Source organism: Paenibacillus sp. 37 (assembly GCF_008386395.1).
Classification (GTDB): domain Bacteria; phylum Bacillota; class Bacilli; order Paenibacillales; family Paenibacillaceae; genus Paenibacillus; species Paenibacillus amylolyticus_B.
Genome location: NZ_CP043761.1, coordinates 5,470,096 through 5,491,186, shown reverse-complemented (window position 1 = coordinate 5,491,186; position 21,091 = coordinate 5,470,096). Strand labels below are relative to the sequence as shown.

The following is a 21,091-nucleotide window of genomic DNA, read 5'->3' as shown; positions in this document are numbered from 1 at the left end:
ACACACATGGTTGCATTACAAGAGGCACCGCTTTCTTATATAATAACATTAAGAAAACAACAACAACGAGGCGAGGTGCACCAGCAGTGAACGTAACTGAATTGAAACAAAAGTTTATTGAGAAGTACGGAGAGAGTGGAGCGGACATCCGTGTGTTTCATGCCCCTGGGCGTGTGAATCTGATCGGTGAGCACATTGACTATAACGGTGGATACGTGCTTCCGGCAGCACTTGAATTCGGAACAACATTAATTATCCGTGAGCGTCAGGACAACAAGTTGCAACTGGCTTCCACGAACATGTCTTATGAAGGGGTACTGGATACTTCCACCATCGGTAAAGAGAAAACCGGAGAATGGATCGACTATCCTGTTGGTGTCATGGTTGAATTGCAAGGGAAAGGCGTGAATGTAACAAAAGGCTACGACTTCCTGTACCACGGGGAGATTCCGAACGGGGCAGGACTTTCATCATCCGCATCTCTGGAGGTACTTACCGGATTCGCGATTCAATCTCTGGAGGGCGTAGCGGATATTGATACAGTTCAACTGGCACTTCTGTCCCAGAAAGCGGAAAATGAGTTCGTAGGTGTCAACTGTGGAATCATGGATCAGTTCGCTGTGGCCAACGGTGCGCAGGATCACGCGATCCTGCTGATGTGTGACACACTGGAGTACGAAAAGGTTCCTTTCCGTACAGGCTCTTACAAATTGGTCATCGGGAACACAAACAAACGCCGCGGTTTGGTGGATTCGGCGTACAATGAACGTCGCTCCCAATGCGAGCAGGCACTTGCCATCTTGAAGGAACAGCTGCCTGCACTGAATTACCTGGCTCAATTGACGCCAGAGCAGTTCGTAACACTACAGGATCAGATCAAGGATGAGAAAGTAAGACAGCGTGCACAACATGTTGTGGAAGAGAATGCACGTGTGCTCGCATCGGTCGAAGCATTGCAGCGTAATGATCTGGAAACCTTCGGCCAATTGATGAACGCTTCTCATGAATCGCTTCGTGACTTGTATGAAGTAAGCTGTGATGAGCTGGATGTTATGGTTGAAGAAGCTCAGCGGATTCCTGGCACACTTGGTGCCCGAATGACTGGCGCAGGATTTGGCGGTTGTACCGTATCGCTGGTGCATGAAAATGATGTCGAGCGTTTTGTAAGCGAAGTGGGCGCTGCATATGAAGCGCGCACCAGTCTCAAAGGTGATTTTTATGTGTGCGGCGTAGGTGACGGTGTTAAAGAATTGAAGGAGGCGAAGTAAAATGGCAATTTTGGTGACAGGTGGAGCAGGGTATATTGGATCTCATACGGTAGCGGCTTTGTTGGAACGTGGAGAAGAGGTTGTTGTACTGGATAACTTGCAGACAGGGCATCGTGAAGCGTTGCTCGGCGGTAAGTTGTATGAAGGGGATCTGCGTGACAAAGAAATTCTGGCGAAGCTGTTCGCTGAGAATTCAATCGATGCAGTCATTCACTTTGCAGCCAACTCACTCGTAGGCGAAAGTATGAAAGACCCGGTTAAATATTATGACAACAACGTGTTTGGTACACTCTGTCTGTTGGAAGCGATGAATGCAGCTAACGTACGCCGCATCGTCTTCTCTTCTACAGCAGCTACCTACGGTGAGCCTGAGAAAGTGCCAATCGAAGAGAGCGATCGTACAGAGCCAACCAATGTATATGGTGAAACGAAACTGATGATGGAACGCATGATGTCATGGTTCGATAAAGTTCAGGATATCAAGTACGTTTCCCTGCGTTACTTCAATGCAGCCGGTGCGCATGAGAGCGGCAAAATTGGTGAAGATCACCAGCCAGAGAGTCACCTGATCCCACTCGTACTGCAAACGGCTTTGAAACAACGCTCACACATTGCTGTGTTTGGTGACGACTATGCAACAGAAGATGGAACATGTATCCGTGACTATATCCACGTGAGCGACTTGGCTGATGCACATCTGCGTGCAGTAGATTACCTGCGCAAAGGTGAGAACAGTAACGTGTTTAACCTGGGTAACGGCACTGGATTCTCGGTAAAACAAGTGATCGAAACAGCTAAAAAAGTGACTGGCCTCGATATTCCGGTTGTTCAGGAACCACGTCGTGCGGGTGACCCGGCTGTATTGGTAGCCTCATCTGCAAAAGCGAGATCCGTTCTGGGCTGGAATCCGAAATGGACCAATCTGGAAGATGTCATTCAAAGCGCTTGGAGCTGGCACCAATCACGTCCTGACGGCTACGGAAAAAATTAGGAGGCGAACACCTTATGTCACAGACTCATATTGCAGCAGGTGCCACAGAGCGGACACCGGAGCAGCAGGAAGCACTGCATGCCATTGAACGTCTGGTTGCATTTGCCTTGCAGAAACAATTAATCGAGGAAGCGGATTGGGATTATAGCCGCAACCTCTTGTTGGAACAATTCGGATTCTCAGAGCCTTATGCCGGTGAGTTGGACACAACTGTGCCCGATAGTCCACAGGCGATGCTGGATACGTTGATCGATTATGGATTTTCCATTGGACTCATTCCTGAAAATAGTGATACGTTCCGTGATTTGCTGGATGCCAAAATCATGGGTCAGTTGATGGCACGCCCATCCGAAGTGGTACGCGCATTCCGCCACACCGAGCAGACGGAAGGCATTGAGGCGGCCACATCCCAATTCTATGACTTGTCGATTAACTCCAACTACATTCGGATGGATCGCAACTCGAAGAACGTCTATTGGACGCAGGATACGGCTTATGGGGAGATGGAGATTACCATTAACCTCTCGAAGCCGGAGAAAAGCCCGAAGGAAATTGCCATGGCGAAATTGCTTCCGCCACCGGTATATCCAAAATGCCAGCTGTGTCGTGAAAATGTAGGCTACGCTGGTCGGGTGAATCACCCGGCCCGCCAGAATCTGCGGGTCATTCCGTTGAATCTTAACAACGAGCCTTGGTTGTTCCAATACTCGCCGTATGTGTACTACAATGAGCACTGCATTATTTTCCATCATGATCATGTGCCGATGAAGCTGACCAAAGATACGCTGCGCAGACTGCTTGCCTTTGTCGGGGAGTACCCGCATTACTTTATCGGATCTAACGCGGATTTGCCGATCGTGGGCGGTTCTATCCTGACACATGACCATTTCCAAGGTGGTCGTCATACATTTGCGATTCAAAATGCACAGCCAGAGGCGGTATTCCGCCATGCGGATGCACCTGGACTTACATTGAGTCTTGTGAAATGGCCAATGTCCGTCATGCGTCTGGCCTCACACGATCCTGCAGAGCTGCTTGAAGCCGGTAACGCTGTGTATGAGGCATGGAAGGTTTACAGTGATTCAGCTGTGGATATTGAAGCATTCAGTGAAATAGACGGCGAGCAGGTACCACACAATACGGTAACACCAATCGTTCGTCGCAGTGCAGACGGTGGCTACGAGATGGATCTTGTATTGCGTAACAATCGTACAAATGATGTGCATCCTGAAGGGATTTTCCATCCTCACCGTGAAATGCACCATCTGAAGAAAGAAAACATTGGTCTGATCGAAGTGATGGGACTTGCCATCCTGCCAGGTCGTTTGAAGGAAGAGCTGGACAGTATCGCGGATATTCTCGCTGGAGATGCCAAACTTGCTGAAGCCGCCAAAGCTTCTGATCATGTGTTGAACAAACATCTGGGCTGGGCGGAAGAATTGATTGAACGATTTGGTCCTAATTTGGACAAGGAACAAGCTATTTCCATTGTACAGCAGGAAGTTGGCTTGAAATTTGCCGAGATTCTCGAACATGCAGGTGTCTACAAATATGATGAAGCAGGACGCCAGGCCTTCCGTCGTTTTGTAAGCAGCATGGGATACATTGAATAGCAGTCAACAAACCAAAACACCCGCCCATTCATGAGCGGGTGTTCTTGTTGTTCTTTACATTTGTGTGCATTGGAATGAACTTCCCAGCCAGTTATAATGGAGTGAAGTCCTAGAGTACCACAATGAATTGAGGAAATGGGGTTAATAACTTGGAAAAGCAGGCATTGGATATTCCGTTGATTACAGATGCTGAGGAACTGCAAGGCATGGTGGGTGAACCGCATGAACATGTGCGTAACAAGGCAATCTCATTTGTGGATTCACATGTTCAGAACTTTATATCCATGTCACCATTATTTTTCCTCTCCACGTCTGATCATGATGGAAAAAGTGATGTGTCACCACGGGGCGATGGAGCGGGATTCGTAAAAGTGTATGATACATATCGACTCGTATATCCTGAGCGCCCAGGTAATCGGCGGATAGACTCGTTGTTGAACATGTTGTCTAACCCTGGCATCGGTATGCTCTTTTTGATTCCGGGAATGAATGAAGTGCTGCGTATCAATGGTACAGCATCCATCACCAAGGATGAAGAATTTATCGCCAGCATGGGTTGGAGTGGTAAAACCATAGGTGCAGCTGTCATTGTGGATGTGGAAGAGTGTTTTATCCATTGTCCGCGGGCATTCAAACAGGCTGGGTTATGGGACCATGAAACATGGGTAGACGCTGAGGATTTGCCTTCAACGAGCGAGATGTTTAGAGCACATTTGGAGATTAACGGATTGTTATAAAGTGAGTGACTATCGATTTGTTTTTCTATAAACGGGGTACTATAATTGGAGTTGCACTAAAAATTCTAAACTCCCTTGGAGGCGACAATAGATATGAGATCTTTCCAATTCTATAATCCAACCCGTCTGATATTCGGTAAAGGACAACTGGAAACATTAAAGACAGAAGTACCGAAATACGGTAAACGGGTTCTGCTTGTATATGGTGGCGGTAGTATCAAACGCAGTGGGCTGTACGATCAAGTGATCGGATTGCTTAAGGAAGCTGGAGCAGAAGTGACTGAACTTGCAGGCGTTGAACCTAACCCACGTCTTTCTACGGTGCATAAAGGGGTAGACCTTTGCAAAACGAATAACATTGACCTGATTCTCGCTGTAGGTGGCGGTAGTGTACTGGACTGCTCCAAAGCGATTGCTGTAGGTGCTAAATATGATGGCGACATGTGGGATTTTGCTCAGCGCAAAGCCGTTGCACAAGACGCTCTTCCGCTTGGTACCGTATTAACGATGGCAGCAACGGGTTCGGAGATGAACTCCGGTTCGGTTATTACAAATCAGGATACACAAGAAAAATTGGGCTGGGGTAGCGCATATTCATTCCCTGCATTCTCCATCCTGGATCCGGTGAATACATACACTGTTCCACTGGACCAAACGGTATACGGTATGGTGGATATGATGTCCCACGTATTAGAGCATTACTTCCATCTGGATGCCAATACACCGGTTCAACTTGGCTTCTGTGAGACAATTCTGCGTACTGTCATGGAAGCAGCACCGCGTCTGGTTGAAGATCTGGAGAACTATGAACTGCGCGAAACGATTCTGTATTGCGGAACAATGGCATTGAATGGTGTGCTGAATATGGGTCTTGCAGGAGACTGGGCAACACATAATATTGAACACGCGGTATCCGCAGTATATGATATTCCACATGGTGGCGGACTGGCAATCTTGTTCCCACACTGGATGAAACATAATCTGGATGTCAATGTGGACCGATTCAAACGACTGGCAATTAATGTATTCGAAGTGAATCCTGAAGGCAAGTCGGACAGACAGATTGCCGAAGAAGGTATCGATGCGCTCAGCCAATTCTGGACATCCATTGGTGCCCCTAACCGTTTGGCTGATTACGATATCGATGATAGCCAGATCGACGTAATGGCTGATAAAGCTATGCTGTTTGGTCCATTCGGTAACTTCAAGAAACTGCAACGGGAAGATGTTGTATCCATCTACAAGGCTTCTCTGTAATTCTATAATCACTGACAAGTGAACGGACACATCCTGTGGTCCAATAGCCGCAAGTCTCCTATATGGGGGCTTGCGGTTTTTTCATGTATTCGGACTGTACACGTGAATGATGGAGGAACATGAAGCATGAAGTAAAGAATGCCATGATAATACCCATTATCGGCTCCAGAATACATTTGAGGAAAGATTTTGAAACATTTTGATGTTAGTTACGTATTTATTTACATGTGGAATGCCCAGTTAGGATGAATTTGCGGCAGAGAGAGGAGGAACAGGGGATGGAGACGATATATTGGGGGTGTCTGATCGGAGGGGCCATATTTGCGGTTGTCAGCCTGGTGCTGGGTGACTTGATTGACGGCTTGCTGGACGGGGCTTTTGAGATGCCAGGTCTTGATTTTTTCAAACCCGTTGTGTTAGCTGGTTCCATTACAACCTTCGGTGGGGCAGGCATTATGCTGACACGTTATAGTTCATTAAGTGCGATGTCGGGTCTAATATTATCCCTGCTTATAGGTATTGCTGCAGCCATGCTGGTATTCTTCGCATATATCAAACCGATGCGTAACAGCGATGTCTCGATTGCATTTTCAATGAAAGAATTATCTGGGAAAATTGGGGAAATTACCATTCCGGTGCCGGAAAAAGGTTTTGGTGAAGTGATGATCCGCTTTGCCTCCGGTAGTACGATTCAAACAGCATCCAGTTTTGAACACCTCCCCATTGCGGCGGGAGCCCGTGTTGTTGTAGTGGATGTTGTAGATGGCGTACTGCGTGTGTCGGAATGGGATGAAAACGTACTTAAAGATTTATAAGTATTCTTACCACCTAATTAGTTTAAGCACTCATCATGAATGAATAAGGGGAGAGATGTGGAATGGAAAATTTGAATTTGAATTGGGATGTATTGTTGATTCCTATAGTTGTGGTTGCTGTAATACTGATTCTGGGTTTGGCTTTCTGGGCGAGATACAAAACGGTTGGACCGGATGAAGCGATGATCGTTACGGGATCATTCTTGGGTAGCAAAAATATCTCTGATGATGATTCTGGCCGAAAAATTAAGATTGTTCGTGGTGGCGGTGCATTTATCCTGCCGGTATTCCAGCAATCAGAATTTATCTCCTTGTTGTCCCACAAGCTGGATGTCTCCACACCTGAAGTGTACACGGAGCAAGGTGTTCCGGTTATCGCTGATGGTGTCGCTATTATCAAGGTTGGAGGCGCTGTAGAGGACGTTGCTACGGCAGCTGAGCAATTCATCGGTAAACCTGTAGAAGCGCTGAGAAGCGAAGCACAGGAGGTACTGGAGGGGCATTTGCGGGCCATTCTCGGTACGATGACGGTGGAAGAAGTATATCGGAACCGGGATCGGTTTGCTCAAGAGGTCCAAGGCGTAGCAGCTAGAGATCTGAAGAAAATGGGTCTGCAAATTGTCTCATTTACTATCAAGGATGTTCGTGACAAACAGGGCTACCTGGATGCTCTCGGTAAACCGAGAATTGCTGCAGTGAAGCGTGATGCCGAGATTGCCGAAGCGGAAGCCATGCGTGATGCGCGTATTCAGAAGGCCAATGCGGAAGAACAGGGCCAGAAAGCAGAGTTGCTGCGGGATACCAATATCGCCGAGGCAGCCAAAGAGAAGGAACTGAAAGTAGCCACGTTTAAGCGGGATCAAGATACAGCCAAAGCGGAAGCCGATCAGGCGTACCATATTCATGAGGCACGTGCTAGACAAACCGTAGTCGAAGAGGAAATGAAAGTTGAACTCGTTCGTAAGGAACGGGAAATTGACCTCCAGGCCAAGGAAATCATCGTACGTGAGAAGCAATATGACGCCGAAGTGAAGAAAAAGGCCGAAGCAGATCGTTATGCAGTAGAGCAGGCGGCCGAAGCAGACAAAGCTAAAAGAATGCGTGAAGCCGATGCAGTACAGTACTCCATTGAAACACATGCCAAAGCAACAGCTGAACAGAAGCGACTTGAAGGTCAGGCTATGGCGGATGCTGAACTTGCCAAAGGTACAGCGGACTCTGAAGTTATTCGTTTGAAGGGACTTGCAGAAGCAGAAGCGAAGGAAAAACTGGCTGAGGCGTTCCAGAAGTTTGGTGAAGCGGCTGTACTCGATATCATTGTAAAAATGCTGCCTGAGCTGGCTGGCAAAATTGCCGAGCCGATTGCATCCATTGATAAACTGACTGTGGTAGATACAGGTAAAGGTGAAGGTGCCACGCGGGTGAGTAACTATGTTACGGAACTTATGGCGACGGCTCCAGAGATGCTTAAGAGCGTATCCGGCATTGACGTTGAGCAGCTGATCAAGGGCCTTACCAAGTCCAAAACACCTGCACCGGTTGCCATTCAACAGAGCGAGCCTGTAACAACTCCTTCTATAATCGACAAGATTGTGGAAAGAGCTGGAGTTGACGAGTAAGAAGCACTTCGAATCTTGCATGGTTACTCTATTGACCTTAAGACGAATTTTTGTTACTTTTTAAGCGAGACGTCCGGCGCGGTTTGCCCGCTCCGGGTGTCTTTTCGTTCGTAACAGGGTGTGACTTAATCACACCTAAGATGGTGTGAAAAAGAGGTGCAAACAATGAGCAGCCTGCATGTAGATAAAGCGCTAAATAATAATGTAATCATTGCACAGCATCCAGAACACGGGGAAGTCGTTGTTATTGGTAAAGGCATTGGCTTTAACCGAAAACCGAGTGATCACATTCCATTGATGGCTGTGGAGAAAATGTTTATTTTGAAAAACCAGCAGGAGCAAGAGCAGTACAAACAGCTTCTTCCACAGGTGGATGAAGCACTGATCGAGATCATTAACGAAGTTATTACGTATATTGCAGAGCGTACGGACGTTCCTCTGAATGAACATATCCATATTGCATTAACCGATCACATTTCTTTCGCGTTAAAACGCAAGGAGCAGGGCATTATCATACAAAATCCATTTTTATATGAAACCCGCGAAATTTATCCTGAAGAATATCGAATGGGAGAATACGCTGTTCGTCTGATCAAAGAGAAAATGGGTGTAGATCTGGGGATGGACGAGATTGGTTTTGTTGCCCTCCATATCTATAGCGCAATGACCAATCAAAATATATCCCAGGTACGTGAGCATTCACAATTGATCACTGATTTGGTGAACCTGGTGTCTGATCAACTCGATTATTCGTTTGAAGCGGAATCGCTTGATTACTCTCGTTTGCTGACTCATCTTCGTTTCGCCCTTGAGCGTGTTCGCCGTGGAGACAAAGTGGAAGAACTCCATAAGTTGGATTCCCTGCTTAAGTTGGAGTATCCCGAAATGTACTCGCTTGCATGGAAACTGACCAAAGTAATGGAGAAAAGACTGAAACTGCCGGTTTATCCTGCGGAGGTAGGTTATCTGACCATTCATCTGCAAAGGCTGAATCAGCGGAAGGAAGAAGAGAATAAGTGAGATCATTCCAGCGATGGAATGCGGAATTTATTTTTTTGGTGTAAAGGCTTGCAATAGATTAGAACTGGTGCTACAATGGTTTCCGTAATCAAGCAACTGAATAAACATAAGCGACGTGTTACTGACTCGATCAGGCATGAGTTAATTAAAGTGTGATTGTTCTTTCCTTGTACAGGGTATGCTATACCCCAAGGTTGGCACAGTTTACTTTATTAATTCATGCCTTTTTTGTGTTCCCTTGCTTGCATCACAACATATAAATTAGACGAAAGGGAGAAACGACGCGATGTTCAAAAAGCTTTTTGGTGTATTGCAAAGAGTAGGTAAAGCTCTCATGCTGCCTGTAGCCATTCTACCTGCGGCAGGTTTGCTGCTCGGAATTGGTAACATGTTGGTTAATCCAGATTTCTTGCAATATGTAACGGCGCTCGACACCCCTTGGGTGAACTCGATCGCAACAATTATGATGAACGCAGGTCAGATCGTATTCGATAATCTGGCATTGCTGTTCGCTGTAGGTGTAGCTGTCGGATTGGCTGGTGGCGAAGGCGTTGCAGGTCTTGCAGCGATCATCGGTTACCTGGTCATGAATGTTACATTAGGATCTGCGGTAGGTGTTACTCCGGCAATGATCGGTGAAGTACCGGGTTATGCCAGCATCTTGGGTATCCCAACATTAAGTACAGGCGTGTTCGGAGGTATAATCATAGGTATTGCCGCCGCGCTGTGTTACAATCGATTTTTCAAAATCGAACTGCCGTCCTACCTGGGTTTCTTTGCAGGTAAACGATTTGTACCGATTATCACATCGGTAGTATCCCTTGTAATCGGATTGCTTCTTGTGATTATCTGGCCTCCGATTCAAAATGGACTGAATGCTGTATCTCACTTCATGGTAGATACAAGTCCGACCTTGTCGGCGTTCATCTTTGGAGTTGTGGAACGGTCATTGATTCCGTTCGGTTTGCATCACATTTTCTACTCCCCATTCTGGTTTGAGTTTGGTGAGTATGTGAATAAAGCCGGAGATGTTATTCGTGGGGATCAGAAGATTTTCTTCAGCCAGTTACGTGATGGCGTTGCTCTAACAGCAGGAACATTCCAAGTTGGTAAATTCCCGTTCATGATGTTTGGTTTGCCAGCAGCGGCACTTGCGATGTACCATGAAGCAAGACCGGAGCACAAAAAGTATGTTGCAGGGATCATGGGTTCAGCTGCGCTGACCTCGTTCCTGACAGGGATTACAGAGCCGCTTGAGTTCTCGTTCCTGTTCGTAGCACCAATCTTGTTTGCAGTACACTGTATCTTTGCAGGTTTGTCTTTCATGACCATGCAGATTCTGGGTGTAAAGATCGGTATGACCTTCTCCGGTGGGTTCATTGACTTCCTGATCTTCGGGATTATTCCGAACCGTACACCTTGGTGGGACGTTATTATTGTCGGATTGATTCTTGCGGTGATCTATTACTTCGGTTTCCGGTTTATCATTCGCAAATTCAATCTCAAAACACCTGGACGAGAGGATGCAACGCCTGAAACCGAATCTGGCGGAGGCTCTGGTTCAACAGATGATCTGCCCCATAACATTCTTGAAGCTTTTGGTGGCAAAGAGAATATCAAACATCTGGACGCTTGTATTACTCGTTTGCGGATTGAAGTTAATGAGAAATCCAATGTGAAAAAAGATCGTTTGAAACAATTGGGTGCATCTGGTGTACTTGAAGTGGGTAATAATGTTCAAGCCATCTTCGGAACACGTTCCGACACGATCAAATCTCAAATGCAGGATATTATTGCAGGACGAACACCAGCACCAACGCCAGCAGCTGCCAAACCAACTCCTGAAGAGGAGAAGGCACAAGGTGAGCAAGGCGAGCGCATCGTTGCTGAGGATATTGTCATGCCAGTTAATGGTGAATTACTGGACATTACAAACGTACCTGATCCGGTCTTTGCTGAGAAAATGACAGGTGATGGATTCGCAATTTTGCCACATGATGGTACGATAACTTCTCCTGTGTATGGTAAAGTGTTTAATGTATTTCCAAGCAAACATGCCGTGGGCATCATGTCCGATGGTGGCAAGGAAGTGCTTGTTCATATAGGTGTTAATACGGTGAAGTTGAAAGGTCAAGGCTTTAACGTACTGGTACAGGAAGGTGATCTGGTATCGGCAGGTCAGCCGATTATGGAAGTGGATCTGGAGTATGTCAAAGCAAACGCACCTTCGATCATTTCACCAGTTATTTTCACCAACCTGCCAGAGGGCTCCACGGTAACTCTGAAGAAGAGTGGAGTGCTGAAAGTTGGCGAACAGCCAATCATTGAGATAAAATAAGAAGTGTTACGACGATGGCAAGCAAGTGTAAATATATGCAATGCCTAAACCAAACTACTGAAAGTGAGATGATTGTAATGCAACAAACATTCAGAATTACAGACGAAGATGGTATCCACGCACGTCCGGCGACAGCCCTGGTAAATACAGCAAACAAATTCAAAGGTGCAGAATCCTTTGCAGAAGCTAACGGTAAAAAAGTAACGTTGAAATCTATTCTGGGTGTTCTTTCCCTCGGATTGGAACAAGGCGACACTATCAGCATCATCGTTGAAGGCGAAGGCGAAGCTGAAGCTCTTCAAGCTTTGACTGACGTTATGGTTAACGAAGGGTTGGGCGAAATTAATGCTTAATGTCTCCGGGATCGCGGCTTCGGCGGGTATTGCTATCGCCAAGGCGTTTATCTTGGAGCATCCTGATTACTCTGTAGAAAAACGCCAAATCAACGACGTTGACGCAGAGATCGCGAAACTCGACTCAGCTCTGGGTAAATCCCAGGCTGAGCTTGAGGCGATCAAAGAGCGCACTTTACAAGAGCTTGGCGAGAAAAAAGCTGAGATTTTTGCTTCGCATTTGCTCATTCTGAATGACCCGGAATTGATTGATCCGGTTAAAGCTAGAATTGCAGATGACATGATCAATGCAGAATTTGCTTTGAACGAAACGGCATCGCAATTTATCTCCATGTTTGAGAACATGAAGAGTGCTTACCTGCAGGAACGTGCTGCAGATATGCGTGACGTTACCAAACGTGTGCTAAATCACTTGCTTGGTATCGACTTCATGAGTCCAGCTGAGATCAATGAAGAAGTGATCGTGCTTGCGGAGGATCTAACACCTTCCGACACGGCTCAATTGAACCGCCAATTTGTTAAAGGTTTCGCAACTAACATTGGTGGACGTACTTCTCACTCAGCGATCATGGCTCGCTCTCTTGAAATTCCTGCTGTCGTTGGAACCAAGGACATTTTGGCTCAAGCGAAACAAGGCGATATGATCATTGTTGACGGTCTGGATGGTCACGTACTGGTTAACCCTACTGATGAAGTTATTGCTGAATACCGTGCCAAACAGGAACAGTATGATGCACAACGTGCAGAGTGGAGAAAACTTCGTGATGAGCCAACGGTAACGGTGGATAACGTTCATGTTGAACTTGCAGCCAACATCGGTACACCCAATGATGTAACGGGTGTTCTGGAGAACGGCGGCGAGGCTGTAGGCCTGTACCGTACCGAGTTCCTTTACATGGGCAGAGACAAGCTTCCATCCGAAGACATTCAGTATAATGCTTACAAAGCGGTACTGGAAAAAATGGAAGGCAAACCTGTCGTTGTTCGTACACTCGACATCGGTGGAGACAAAGAGCTTCCATACCTGGATCTGCCAAAAGAAATGAATCCATTCCTCGGCTTCCGCGCAGTTCGTCTGTGTCTGGACCGTCTGGATATCTTCCGTACACAATTGCGTGCATTGCTGCGTGCAAGCGTACATGGAAACCTGCGTGTCATGTTCCCAATGATCGCAACGCTTGGTGAATTCCGTGAAGCAAAAGCTGTCTTGCTCGAAGAGAAAGAGAAGCTGGTTGCTGAAGGTATTGCTGTTTCTGACAGCATTCAACTCGGAATCATGGTCGAAATTCCTTCGACTGCAGTTCTGGCAGATCAGTTTGCCAAAGAAGTGGATTTCTTCAGTATCGGAACGAACGATCTGATTCAATACACAATGGCTGCTGACCGTATGAACGAACGAGTGGCTTATCTGTACCAGCCTTACAACCCAGCCATTTTGCGTTTGGTTAAAATGGTTATCGATGCTGCGCATCGTGAAGGCAAATGGGTTGGCATGTGTGGTGAGATGGCAGGAGACGAAACAGCAATTCCATTGCTGCTTGGTCTTGGATTGGATGAGTTCAGCATGAGCGCAACCTCCATCCTGCCAGCTCGTAGTCAGATCACCAAGCTGTCCCGTGCGGATATGCAGGAACTGGCTGCTAAAGCTCTGGATATGCAAACGGCTGAACAAGTCGTTGAATTGGTTCAAAGCATTCAAGCGTAATGTAATTTTACGGGGTTTCCACCCGATTTTAAGGGTTTCTTTTTCCGATAAAAAGCTGCAGTCGTGCAGTAATTTTGCCGGTATCCGCGATTCATTGTGGATATCGGCTTTTTTTGTTGCGCGAATGTATAGGAGGGGAGTACGAGGAGAAAGACCCTGTAATGTCTAGGCAAAAAAATGCTCTTGCTGGGGTAAGTTAACATCAGCAAGAGCATGGATTAGAAATTCACTTAGTGTTTAACTGCATGCGCAGTTGAGTACAGGTTTGCGGGCGGCAGTGGTCTCATCAAGACGAGTGACTGGTGTTCCGTAAGGTGCGTTGAGTACCAACTCTGGTGTCTCTTCCGCTTCTTTGGCAATCCGAATCATCGTATCAATGAACCCATCCAGTGTTTCTTTGCTTTCGGTTTCCGTCGGCTCGATCATGATGCATTCCTCAACGTTGAGCGGGAAGTACACCGTAGGTGGATGATATCCAAAATCAAGCAATCGTTTGGCAACGTCAAGTGTGCGCACACCATATTGCTTCAAACCCCGACCAGACATGACAAATTCATGTTTGCATACACCCGGATACGGAATCTCGTAGTATGGTGCGAGGCGGGCCATCATATAGTTGGCATTCAGTACCGCACATTCAGACACACGGCGCAATCCTTCCGGTCCATAGGTGCGAATGTAGGCATAGGCACGTACCAATATACCGAAGTTACCGTAGTAGGCTTTCACCCGGCCAATGGATTGATCGCCTTCACGATCGAATGCATACATACCGTCATCATTTTTGATCACCATCGGTTTAGGCAGGAACGGGATCAGGCGACTCTTCACACCGACTGGTCCGGCGCCAGGTCCACCACCGCCATGAGGTGTACTCATCGTTTTGTGCAAGTTCAGATGCACCACGTCAAAGCCCATATCACCCGGACGGGTAATGCCCATAATGGCATTGGAGTTCGCGCCATCGTAATACAACAAGCCACCAGCCTGGTGTACGATGGATGCAATCTCCTGAATGTCTTTCTCGAACAAACCAAGTGTATTTGGGTTTGTGAGCATCAATGCTGCCGTATCCGAACCGACGGCTGCACGGAGCGCGTCCAGATCGACCAGTCCATCTGCGCGGGATGGAATCGTCACAGTTTCAAATCCTGCAACGGTAGCACTTGCTGGGTTGGTACCATGCGAAGAATCGGGCACGATGACTTTGGTACGTTGTTCGCCACGACCTTCGTGGTAGGCACGAATCATCATGAGTCCAGTCCATTCTCCATGAGCACCAGCTGCTGGTTGCAGGGTCACAGCGTCCATACCTGTCAGACCTGCAAGGTCGTTTTGCAACGTATACAACAGTTCAAGTGCACCTTGAATGCTGGATTCATGCTGGTACGGATGGATTTTGGCGAATCCATTGTAACGGGCCACGTCCTCATTAATCTTTGGATTGTATTTCATCGTACAGGAGCCCAGTGGATAGAATCCGTTATCTACGCCGAAGTTACGGCGGGACAACGCAGTATAGTGCCTGATAACATCTACCTCGAACACTTCCGGTAGTGCCGCTGCTTCCGAACGGAGCATTTCCCGGGGAATCAACGTATCGGCAGCCTGACGAGGAACGTCACATTCTGGCAAGGAATAAGCGACACGTCCAGGGCTACTGAGTTCAAAAATCAATGATTGTTCCGGAGCAGGAGATAGGGTCTGTGCACTGAATGTTGTATCCGTCTCAGGTTTAGACGAAGTAGAGAAAGAGGTGCCTGTTTCCGATTGTCCTTGTGCCGGTGTTGTCGTTGTCGTCGTTTCCTGAGTCACAGCGATCCCTCCAATGCTCGTGCGAATTCGTCAATCTCTTCCTTACTGCGTCGTTCGGTAACAGCAATCAGCATATGTCCGGCAAGCTCCGGATAATCACGTCCGAGTTCGTAACCACCAATGAAGCCTGCATCCAGCAGTTTCAGTTGAAGAGCATCCACATCGGTTCCTTCAGGAAGTTTAATAACAAACTCATTAAATGTGGGTGCATTAAAAGTAAGGCTAACTCCAGGAATCGCAGTTAATGTATTCAGGGTGTAATGACTCTTTTGCAGATTCAGATCCGCGACATCGATCATGCCTTGTTTCCCCATGATGGACATATACACAGATGCGCTGAGTGCAAGCAAAGCCTGGTTGGAACAGATGTTGGATGTCGCCTTTTCGCGGCGGATATGCTGTTCACGTGCTTGCAGTGTGAGTACAAATCCACGTTTTCCGTTGCGATCCTTGGTCTGGCCTACAATTCGGCCAGGAATTCGGCGCATATGAGGCTGGGATACGGCGAAATATCCGCATGTTGGGCCGCCGAGTGAAGCGGCGATGCCGAGGGGCTGCGCATCACCAACAACGATGTCGGCACCCAGCTTGCCTGGGGCTTCCAGCAGACCCAGCGATAGCGGGTTAGCACTTACAACGAGTAGGCCCTTGTGCGCATGCACGAGGTCGGCAGCCTGCTTCACATTTTCCACGGCACCAAAGAAGTTCGGACTCTGGATCATGACAGCAGCGGTATCGTCCGATATGGCGGCTTGCAAGGCATCCCAGTCCGTGACGCCATCCTTATAACCAATCTCGACAATCTCCAGACGGAGTCCGTGCGCATATGCCTGCAATACCTGGCGGGCTTCCGGATGAACGGTACGGGATACGATGAGTTGTTTGCGACGAGTTGCCGCTGCGGTCAGATTACCTGCTTCAGCAAAGGCGGTTGCACCGTCATACATACTGGCATTGGCTACAGCCATACCGGTTAATTCACAGATGTAGGATTGAAATTCGAAAATGGCCTGTAGTTCACCTTGGCTGATCTCAGGCTGATAAGGTGTGTAAGCAGTGTAGAACTCGGAACGGGAAATGACATGATTGATGACGGAAGGAACATGATGATCGTATATGCCTGCGCCGAGGAAGCTGGCGTGTGTTTCGAAATTGGCGTTGGCACCAGCTTGTTTGGACATGTGCCGTGTCAGCGCATACTCATCGAGTTTGGATGATACGGGCAGCTCGCCCTGATAACGAATCTCCTGAGGAATGTCCTGGAACAGTTTCTCCAGCGTATCCACACCGATGGTTGCGAGCATGGCGCTCTGATCTTGTTCAGTCATGGGAATGTAACGGTGCTTGCTCATGCTTGATCAGCTCCTTGAGTAGGTGTCTTAGACGTACGTGTCCGTTTATGAAAAGGGGTCTTCACGACCTCGGCTTTTAGTTTCTTCCCTCGGATCTCAATCTCAAGCGGAGTTCCCAGCGCAGCGTATTTGCTGTCGATGAGGGCAAGCCCCAGATTACGCTTCAATGTAGGTGATTGCGTGCCTGTTGTCACTTCACCGATCTGTACGCCTTCGGCGTAAATCGGATAGTGGGGGCGAGGAATACCGCGCTCCAGCACTTCGATGCCGACCAGTTTGCGGGCAGGCCCGTCATTTTTTTGCTGTAACAAGGCTTCGTGTCCGATAAAAGGTCCGGCATTTAGTTTCACAAACATACCAACGCCAGCTTCTAGCGGAGAGATCGTTGCAGATAATTCCTGTCCATACAGAGGCAGCTTGGCTTCAAAGCGCAATGTATCCCGGGCACCAAGTCCGGTTGGCACCAGTCCGTGACCTTCACCGGCTTGCATTAATCCGTTCCAGACGGTAGCGGCCTGATCTGCTGGAATATATAGTTCAAAGCCATCTTCACCGGTATAACCGGTACGGGACAACAGCAATTTTACTCCACAGACTTCGGCATCCTGCACAAAACGAAACGGTTCAATCGTGGAGACATCTGTATCTGTAACTTTTCCGATAATGTCTACAGCCAGTGGACCTTGCAAGGCGAGCAGCGCCGTCTGCTCCGAATCGTTGGTCATGTTTACGCCAGGGATCAAGTGCTCTTGCAGCCACGCCCAATCCTTGTTGATATTGGAGGCGTTAACCACGAGCATATAATGCTGATCTTCCAGCTTATACACGAGCAGATCGTCCACCACACCGCCATCTGGATAACACATCAGGGTGTACTGGGCTTGACCGGGAACCAGCGTGGTCACATCATTGGTCGTCATTTGTTGCAAAAAAACTTCAGCCTGCTCACCCTGTACTGTGAATTCGCCCATATGGGATACATCGAATAGTCCAGCACGCTCACGCACCGCTTCATGTTCTTTCTGAATTCCGCTAAATTGCACCGGAAGCTCCCAGCCTCCAAAATCAATGCACCGTACGCCTTCGTATTGCTGATATAGTGGGAAGAGTGGTGTTCTAAGCAAATCGGACATCAAATCACCTCGTCATGGACCGTCAACCGGCCGGAAATATAATCGTGGATCAATGAAGCAGGGTATTTTTAAATTTTTCAGCTAGATATTTTCATCACATAAGTATGGTAAGCAGCTAGGGCAGCGCCGTTCTACATCCTGTTTTTCGTTTTTTGGGAAAAAGGAAAAGGACAGGCCAAAGAATCGGCATGCCAAGTAGCACGCTGTATTCTAAGGCTCTGTCCCTTGTACCTGAGAGTTACCCCGCTGCGTTGTGCAGCAGGTTTCCCCTTGGGTGATCATAACGCCCGCACAGGGCGAATAGATGCTCTCCAGAGTTGCGTCCCGTAAAAGTCCTTTTGCCTGAGAGATTCACCCCCGCTTATCGGTGGTTTACTCCTTCGGCGTTACCTCATGTACATCCCGAATCGGGTGTCACGGGTAATCTCTCCCTTTACATTCATCCGCGAGTATAACATAGTCCAATAAACACATTTACTCCTCTCATTAAAACGTGAATCCACTACCGATGTCAAGAACGATATCATTGATAATGAATAAAAACCGAATATTTAATATATTTTAAGTGTTATTGTTCGTGTATTTAAAAAGACTGCGCTTACTATTCTAATATTCACCAGTATATGAAGAAAGAGTGTAATCCGGTTACAGGATTTAGAGGTGTTCAGCAAATAAATTGTGAGGTATCTTGACATTTGATTCATAAATATCATACGCTATGTTCTGGGAAAAGGGTTAAGGTCAAAGAACGCATGCACTCATTTAATGAAAAGCGAGGCGGATATCGATGAGCGAATTGAAAAGTGATTTCCTGTACAGTGAAGAGCACGAATGGGTGCAAACCGTAGGGGAGGATACTGTACGTATTGGCATTACCGAGTTCGCGCAGCATCAGCTGGGTGACATTGTGTTTGTGGAATTGCCTGACCTTGAAACCAATGTAAAAGCAGAGGACAGTATTGGAACAATAGAATCGGTCAAAACAGTTTCGGACTTGTTCTCTCCCGTCACAGGTTCTATTATTGCAGTCAATGATTCGTTGCAGGACTCACCTGAACTTGTGAACAGCTCTCCTTACGAGGAAGGCTGGATGATTGAGATTCGTGTTGAGGGAGATCTGACAGCAGCATTGTCTACATTGATGAATGCAGACGCGTATCGTAAACATACGGAAGAATAGGAGCAACGAACTTGTACTTATTAACATATATTTTATAACCAAATGAAATGAGCTTCATATTGTTTCGACCTGTGTGAGCCGGATGCTTGCACAGGTTTTTTGTGCTTTCCAGGAATAGTTTTGAATGTGGATTGAAGCAGATTGTGGATGTAAATCACCTGATTGGACCAAGCTATAGGTTAGAAAATGATTCTGGAAATGATAAAAGTCATAGGCAAGAAAAGCCTTGCGTACCAATGGATTCGGCCATTATGCATCGATTAAAACGATTACATAACCTAATGTTGTCATCATTGTTCATGACGAAAGTACGCTTTCATTTCATTGAACAGGAGAGCATTCTCGCTTAGGATTACAGCAGGGGAGAAATGATACCCCTTTCATAAATCATAATCACTTGATCCAAGGAGGATAATACAATGAGTAATTTGGACCAATCGTCCAATTCCAAAGGTGGGCTACGGGTTGGTGTTCAGCGTTTTGGCCGATTCCTGAGTGGTATGGTCATGCCGAATATGGGAGCGTTCATCGCCTGGGGATTAATTACGGCTCTGTTCATTCCAACAGGCTGGTTCCCTAACGAGACGCTTGCGCAGCTAGTTGATCCGATGATCAAATATTTGCTGCCACTGTTAATCGGTTACACCGGGGGTACGATGGTGCATGGTCAGCGTGGTGGTGTCGTGGGTGCCATTATGACCATTGGGGTCATCGTGGGTAGTGATATCCCGATGTTCCTCGGTGCCATGATTGCCGGACCACTGGCAGCATGGATCATCAAAAAGTTCGATAAATCCATTGAAGGTAAAATTAGAGCCGGATTTGAAATGCTGGTTAACAACTTTTCAGCCGGTATTATTGGCGGGATCTTGGGGATTTTTGCGCTACTGGGCATCGGGCCTGCTGTAGAAGCAATTAGCAAAGTATTGTCTGCCGGGGTACAAGGCTTAATGAATCTGGGCTTGTTACCACTGGTCAACCTAATCATTGAACCAGGTAAAGTATTGTTCCTGAACAATGCGATCAACCACGGAATTCTGACACCGATTGCAACAGATCAAGCGAGAGAATTAGGGCAATCCGTATTATACATGCTTGAATCGAACCCGGGTCCGGGACTTGGTATCTTGCTTGCTTACTGTTTCTTCGGACGCGGAATGGCCAAATCTTCTGCACCAGGTGCCGTTATCATTCATTTCTTCGGGGGAATTCATGAGATCTACTTCCCTTACATTCTGATGAGACCCATTTTGATTCTTGCCGCAATCGCGGGTGGCGTCGCAGGTACATTAACATTCATGCTCACCGGAGCGGGACTTGTTTCGGCACCATCACCGGGTAGTATTATCGCGTATTTCCTCTTAACACCAAAAGGTGGATACCTGCCGATGCTCGCAGGGGTGCTTGTAGCAGCCGTCGTATCTTTCCTGGTTGCAGCGGTGTTGCTGAAAACGGGTAAACAAAAGGACGAAGATTTGGAGTCCGCATCCAGTCGGATGAAAGACATGAAGAGTCAAGGAACCGTGCCAAACGCTGGCATTACGGCTAATCGACGTGAAGCAGACAGAGCCGCAGATATGGCTTCTTCTCCAGTGAAAACAGATGTGAAGAAGATTGTTTTCTCCTGTGATGCAGGTATGGGCTCGAGTGCCATGGGCGCTTCCATTCTTCGCAAGAAGATGAAGGCAGAGGGGATTGACGTTACGGTGACCAATACGGCCATCAGTGATATCCCGCCAGATGCAGATGTGGTCATCACACAACAAATATTAACCGATCGTGCCCGCTCCGTTGCGCCGAACGCAGAACATATATCCATCGACAACTTCCTAAAAAGCCCGGAATACGATGCGCTCGTTGAACGTCTAAAGTAATTGTACGCATTTGTTTTCCCT

At 47.3% G+C, this 21,091-nt stretch carries 16 protein-coding genes and 1 riboswitch; of the genes, 13 read left to right on the top strand and 3 right to left on the bottom strand.

Annotated elements, in window-relative coordinates; translation table 11 throughout:
* The first annotated feature begins 86 nt into the window (after positions 1-86).
* The 11 genes from F0220_RS23470 to ptsP all read left to right on the top strand — a co-directional run bounded on the left by F0220_RS23470 (position 87) and on the right by ptsP (position 13,716).
* A complete protein-coding gene (locus F0220_RS23470; protein WP_091020411.1) occupies positions 87-1,268 on the top strand; it encodes a galactokinase in 1,182 nt (393 codons plus the stop codon).
* Position 1,269: 1 nt separating this feature from the next.
* The gene (galE, locus tag F0220_RS23465; protein WP_091020409.1) at positions 1,270-2,259 is read left to right on the top strand and encodes a UDP-glucose 4-epimerase GalE; all 990 of its coding nucleotides are present in this window, start codon (positions 1,270-1,272) and stop codon (positions 2,257-2,259) included.
* 14 nt (positions 2,260-2,273) lie between these two features.
* A complete protein-coding gene (locus F0220_RS23460; RefSeq protein ID WP_105601801.1) occupies positions 2,274-3,872 on the top strand; it encodes a UDP-glucose--hexose-1-phosphate uridylyltransferase in 1,599 nt (532 codons plus the stop codon).
* A 149-nt stretch (positions 3,873-4,021) separates the two neighbouring features.
* The gene (locus F0220_RS23455) at positions 4,022-4,609 is read left to right on the top strand and encodes an MSMEG_1061 family FMN-dependent PPOX-type flavoprotein (RefSeq protein ID WP_223199761.1); all 588 of its coding nucleotides are present in this window, start codon (positions 4,022-4,024) and stop codon (positions 4,607-4,609) included.
* 93 nt (positions 4,610-4,702) lie between these two features.
* Positions 4,703-5,866 (top strand): iron-containing alcohol dehydrogenase, encoded by a 1,164-nt coding sequence (locus F0220_RS23450; RefSeq protein ID WP_105601799.1) that lies wholly within the window; start codon positions 4,703-4,705, stop codon positions 5,864-5,866.
* Between the two features lie 278 nt (positions 5,867-6,144).
* Positions 6,145-6,681: an NfeD family membrane protein gene (locus tag F0220_RS23445; RefSeq protein ID WP_017686844.1), complete on the top strand. Its 537-nt coding sequence runs from the start codon at positions 6,145-6,147 to the stop codon at positions 6,679-6,681.
* Between the two features lie 62 nt (positions 6,682-6,743).
* The gene (locus F0220_RS23440) at positions 6,744-8,300 is read left to right on the top strand and encodes a flotillin lipid rafts scaffold protein FloT (RefSeq protein ID WP_105601798.1); all 1,557 of its coding nucleotides are present in this window, start codon (positions 6,744-6,746) and stop codon (positions 8,298-8,300) included.
* A 165-nt stretch (positions 8,301-8,465) separates the two neighbouring features.
* A complete protein-coding gene (glcT, locus tag F0220_RS23435) occupies positions 8,466-9,320 on the top strand; it encodes a glucose PTS transporter transcription antiterminator GlcT (protein WP_105601796.1) in 855 nt (284 codons plus the stop codon).
* A gap of 286 nt (positions 9,321-9,606) precedes the next feature.
* Positions 9,607-11,658 carry a glucose-specific PTS transporter subunit IIBC gene (ptsG, locus tag F0220_RS23430; protein WP_105601795.1) on the top strand — a complete coding sequence of 684 codons (2,052 nt, stop codon included), beginning with the start codon at positions 9,607-9,609 and terminating at the stop codon, positions 11,656-11,658.
* 77 nt (positions 11,659-11,735) lie between these two features.
* On the top strand, positions 11,736-12,011 hold the full coding sequence (locus tag F0220_RS23425) for an HPr family phosphocarrier protein (protein WP_036617010.1): 276 nt from the start codon (positions 11,736-11,738) through the stop codon (positions 12,009-12,011).
* Positions 12,004-13,716 carry a phosphoenolpyruvate--protein phosphotransferase gene (gene ptsP, locus F0220_RS23420; RefSeq protein ID WP_047844045.1) on the top strand — a complete coding sequence of 571 codons (1,713 nt, stop codon included), beginning with the start codon at positions 12,004-12,006 and terminating at the stop codon, positions 13,714-13,716. The genes F0220_RS23425 and ptsP overlap by 8 nt, the downstream gene beginning before the upstream one ends.
* A gap of 237 nt (positions 13,717-13,953) precedes the next feature.
* On the opposite strand, the gene gcvPB is transcribed toward ptsP, so the two are convergent.
* The 3 genes from gcvPB to gcvT form a co-directional block, all read right to left on the bottom strand.
* On the bottom strand, positions 13,954-15,393 hold the full coding sequence (gcvPB, locus tag F0220_RS23415) for an aminomethyl-transferring glycine dehydrogenase subunit GcvPB (RefSeq protein WP_105601851.1): 1,440 nt from the start codon (positions 15,391-15,393) through the stop codon (positions 13,954-13,956).
* A gap of 134 nt (positions 15,394-15,527) precedes the next feature.
* Entirely contained in the window at positions 15,528-16,883 is a 1,356-nt protein-coding gene (gene gcvPA, locus F0220_RS23410) for an aminomethyl-transferring glycine dehydrogenase subunit GcvPA (protein ID WP_105601793.1), read from the bottom strand.
* A complete protein-coding gene (gene gcvT / locus F0220_RS23405) occupies positions 16,880-18,016 on the bottom strand; it encodes a glycine cleavage system aminomethyltransferase GcvT (protein WP_105601792.1) in 1,137 nt (378 codons plus the stop codon). The genes gcvPA and gcvT overlap by 4 nt, the downstream gene beginning before the upstream one ends.
* Positions 18,017-18,336: 320 nt before the next feature.
* Positions 18,337-18,459, bottom strand: a riboswitch (glycine riboswitch).
* 344 nt (positions 18,460-18,803) lie between these two features.
* Between gcvT and gcvH the strand changes: the two genes are divergently transcribed.
* Both gcvH and F0220_RS23395 read left to right on the top strand, forming a co-directional pair.
* The gene (gene gcvH / locus F0220_RS23400) at positions 18,804-19,196 is read left to right on the top strand and encodes a glycine cleavage system protein GcvH (RefSeq protein ID WP_047844042.1); all 393 of its coding nucleotides are present in this window, start codon (positions 18,804-18,806) and stop codon (positions 19,194-19,196) included.
* A 419-nt stretch (positions 19,197-19,615) separates the two neighbouring features.
* A complete protein-coding gene (locus tag F0220_RS23395) occupies positions 19,616-21,070 on the top strand; it encodes a PTS mannitol transporter subunit IIBC (protein WP_091020396.1) in 1,455 nt (484 codons plus the stop codon).
* Positions 21,071-21,091 lie beyond the last annotated feature (21 nt).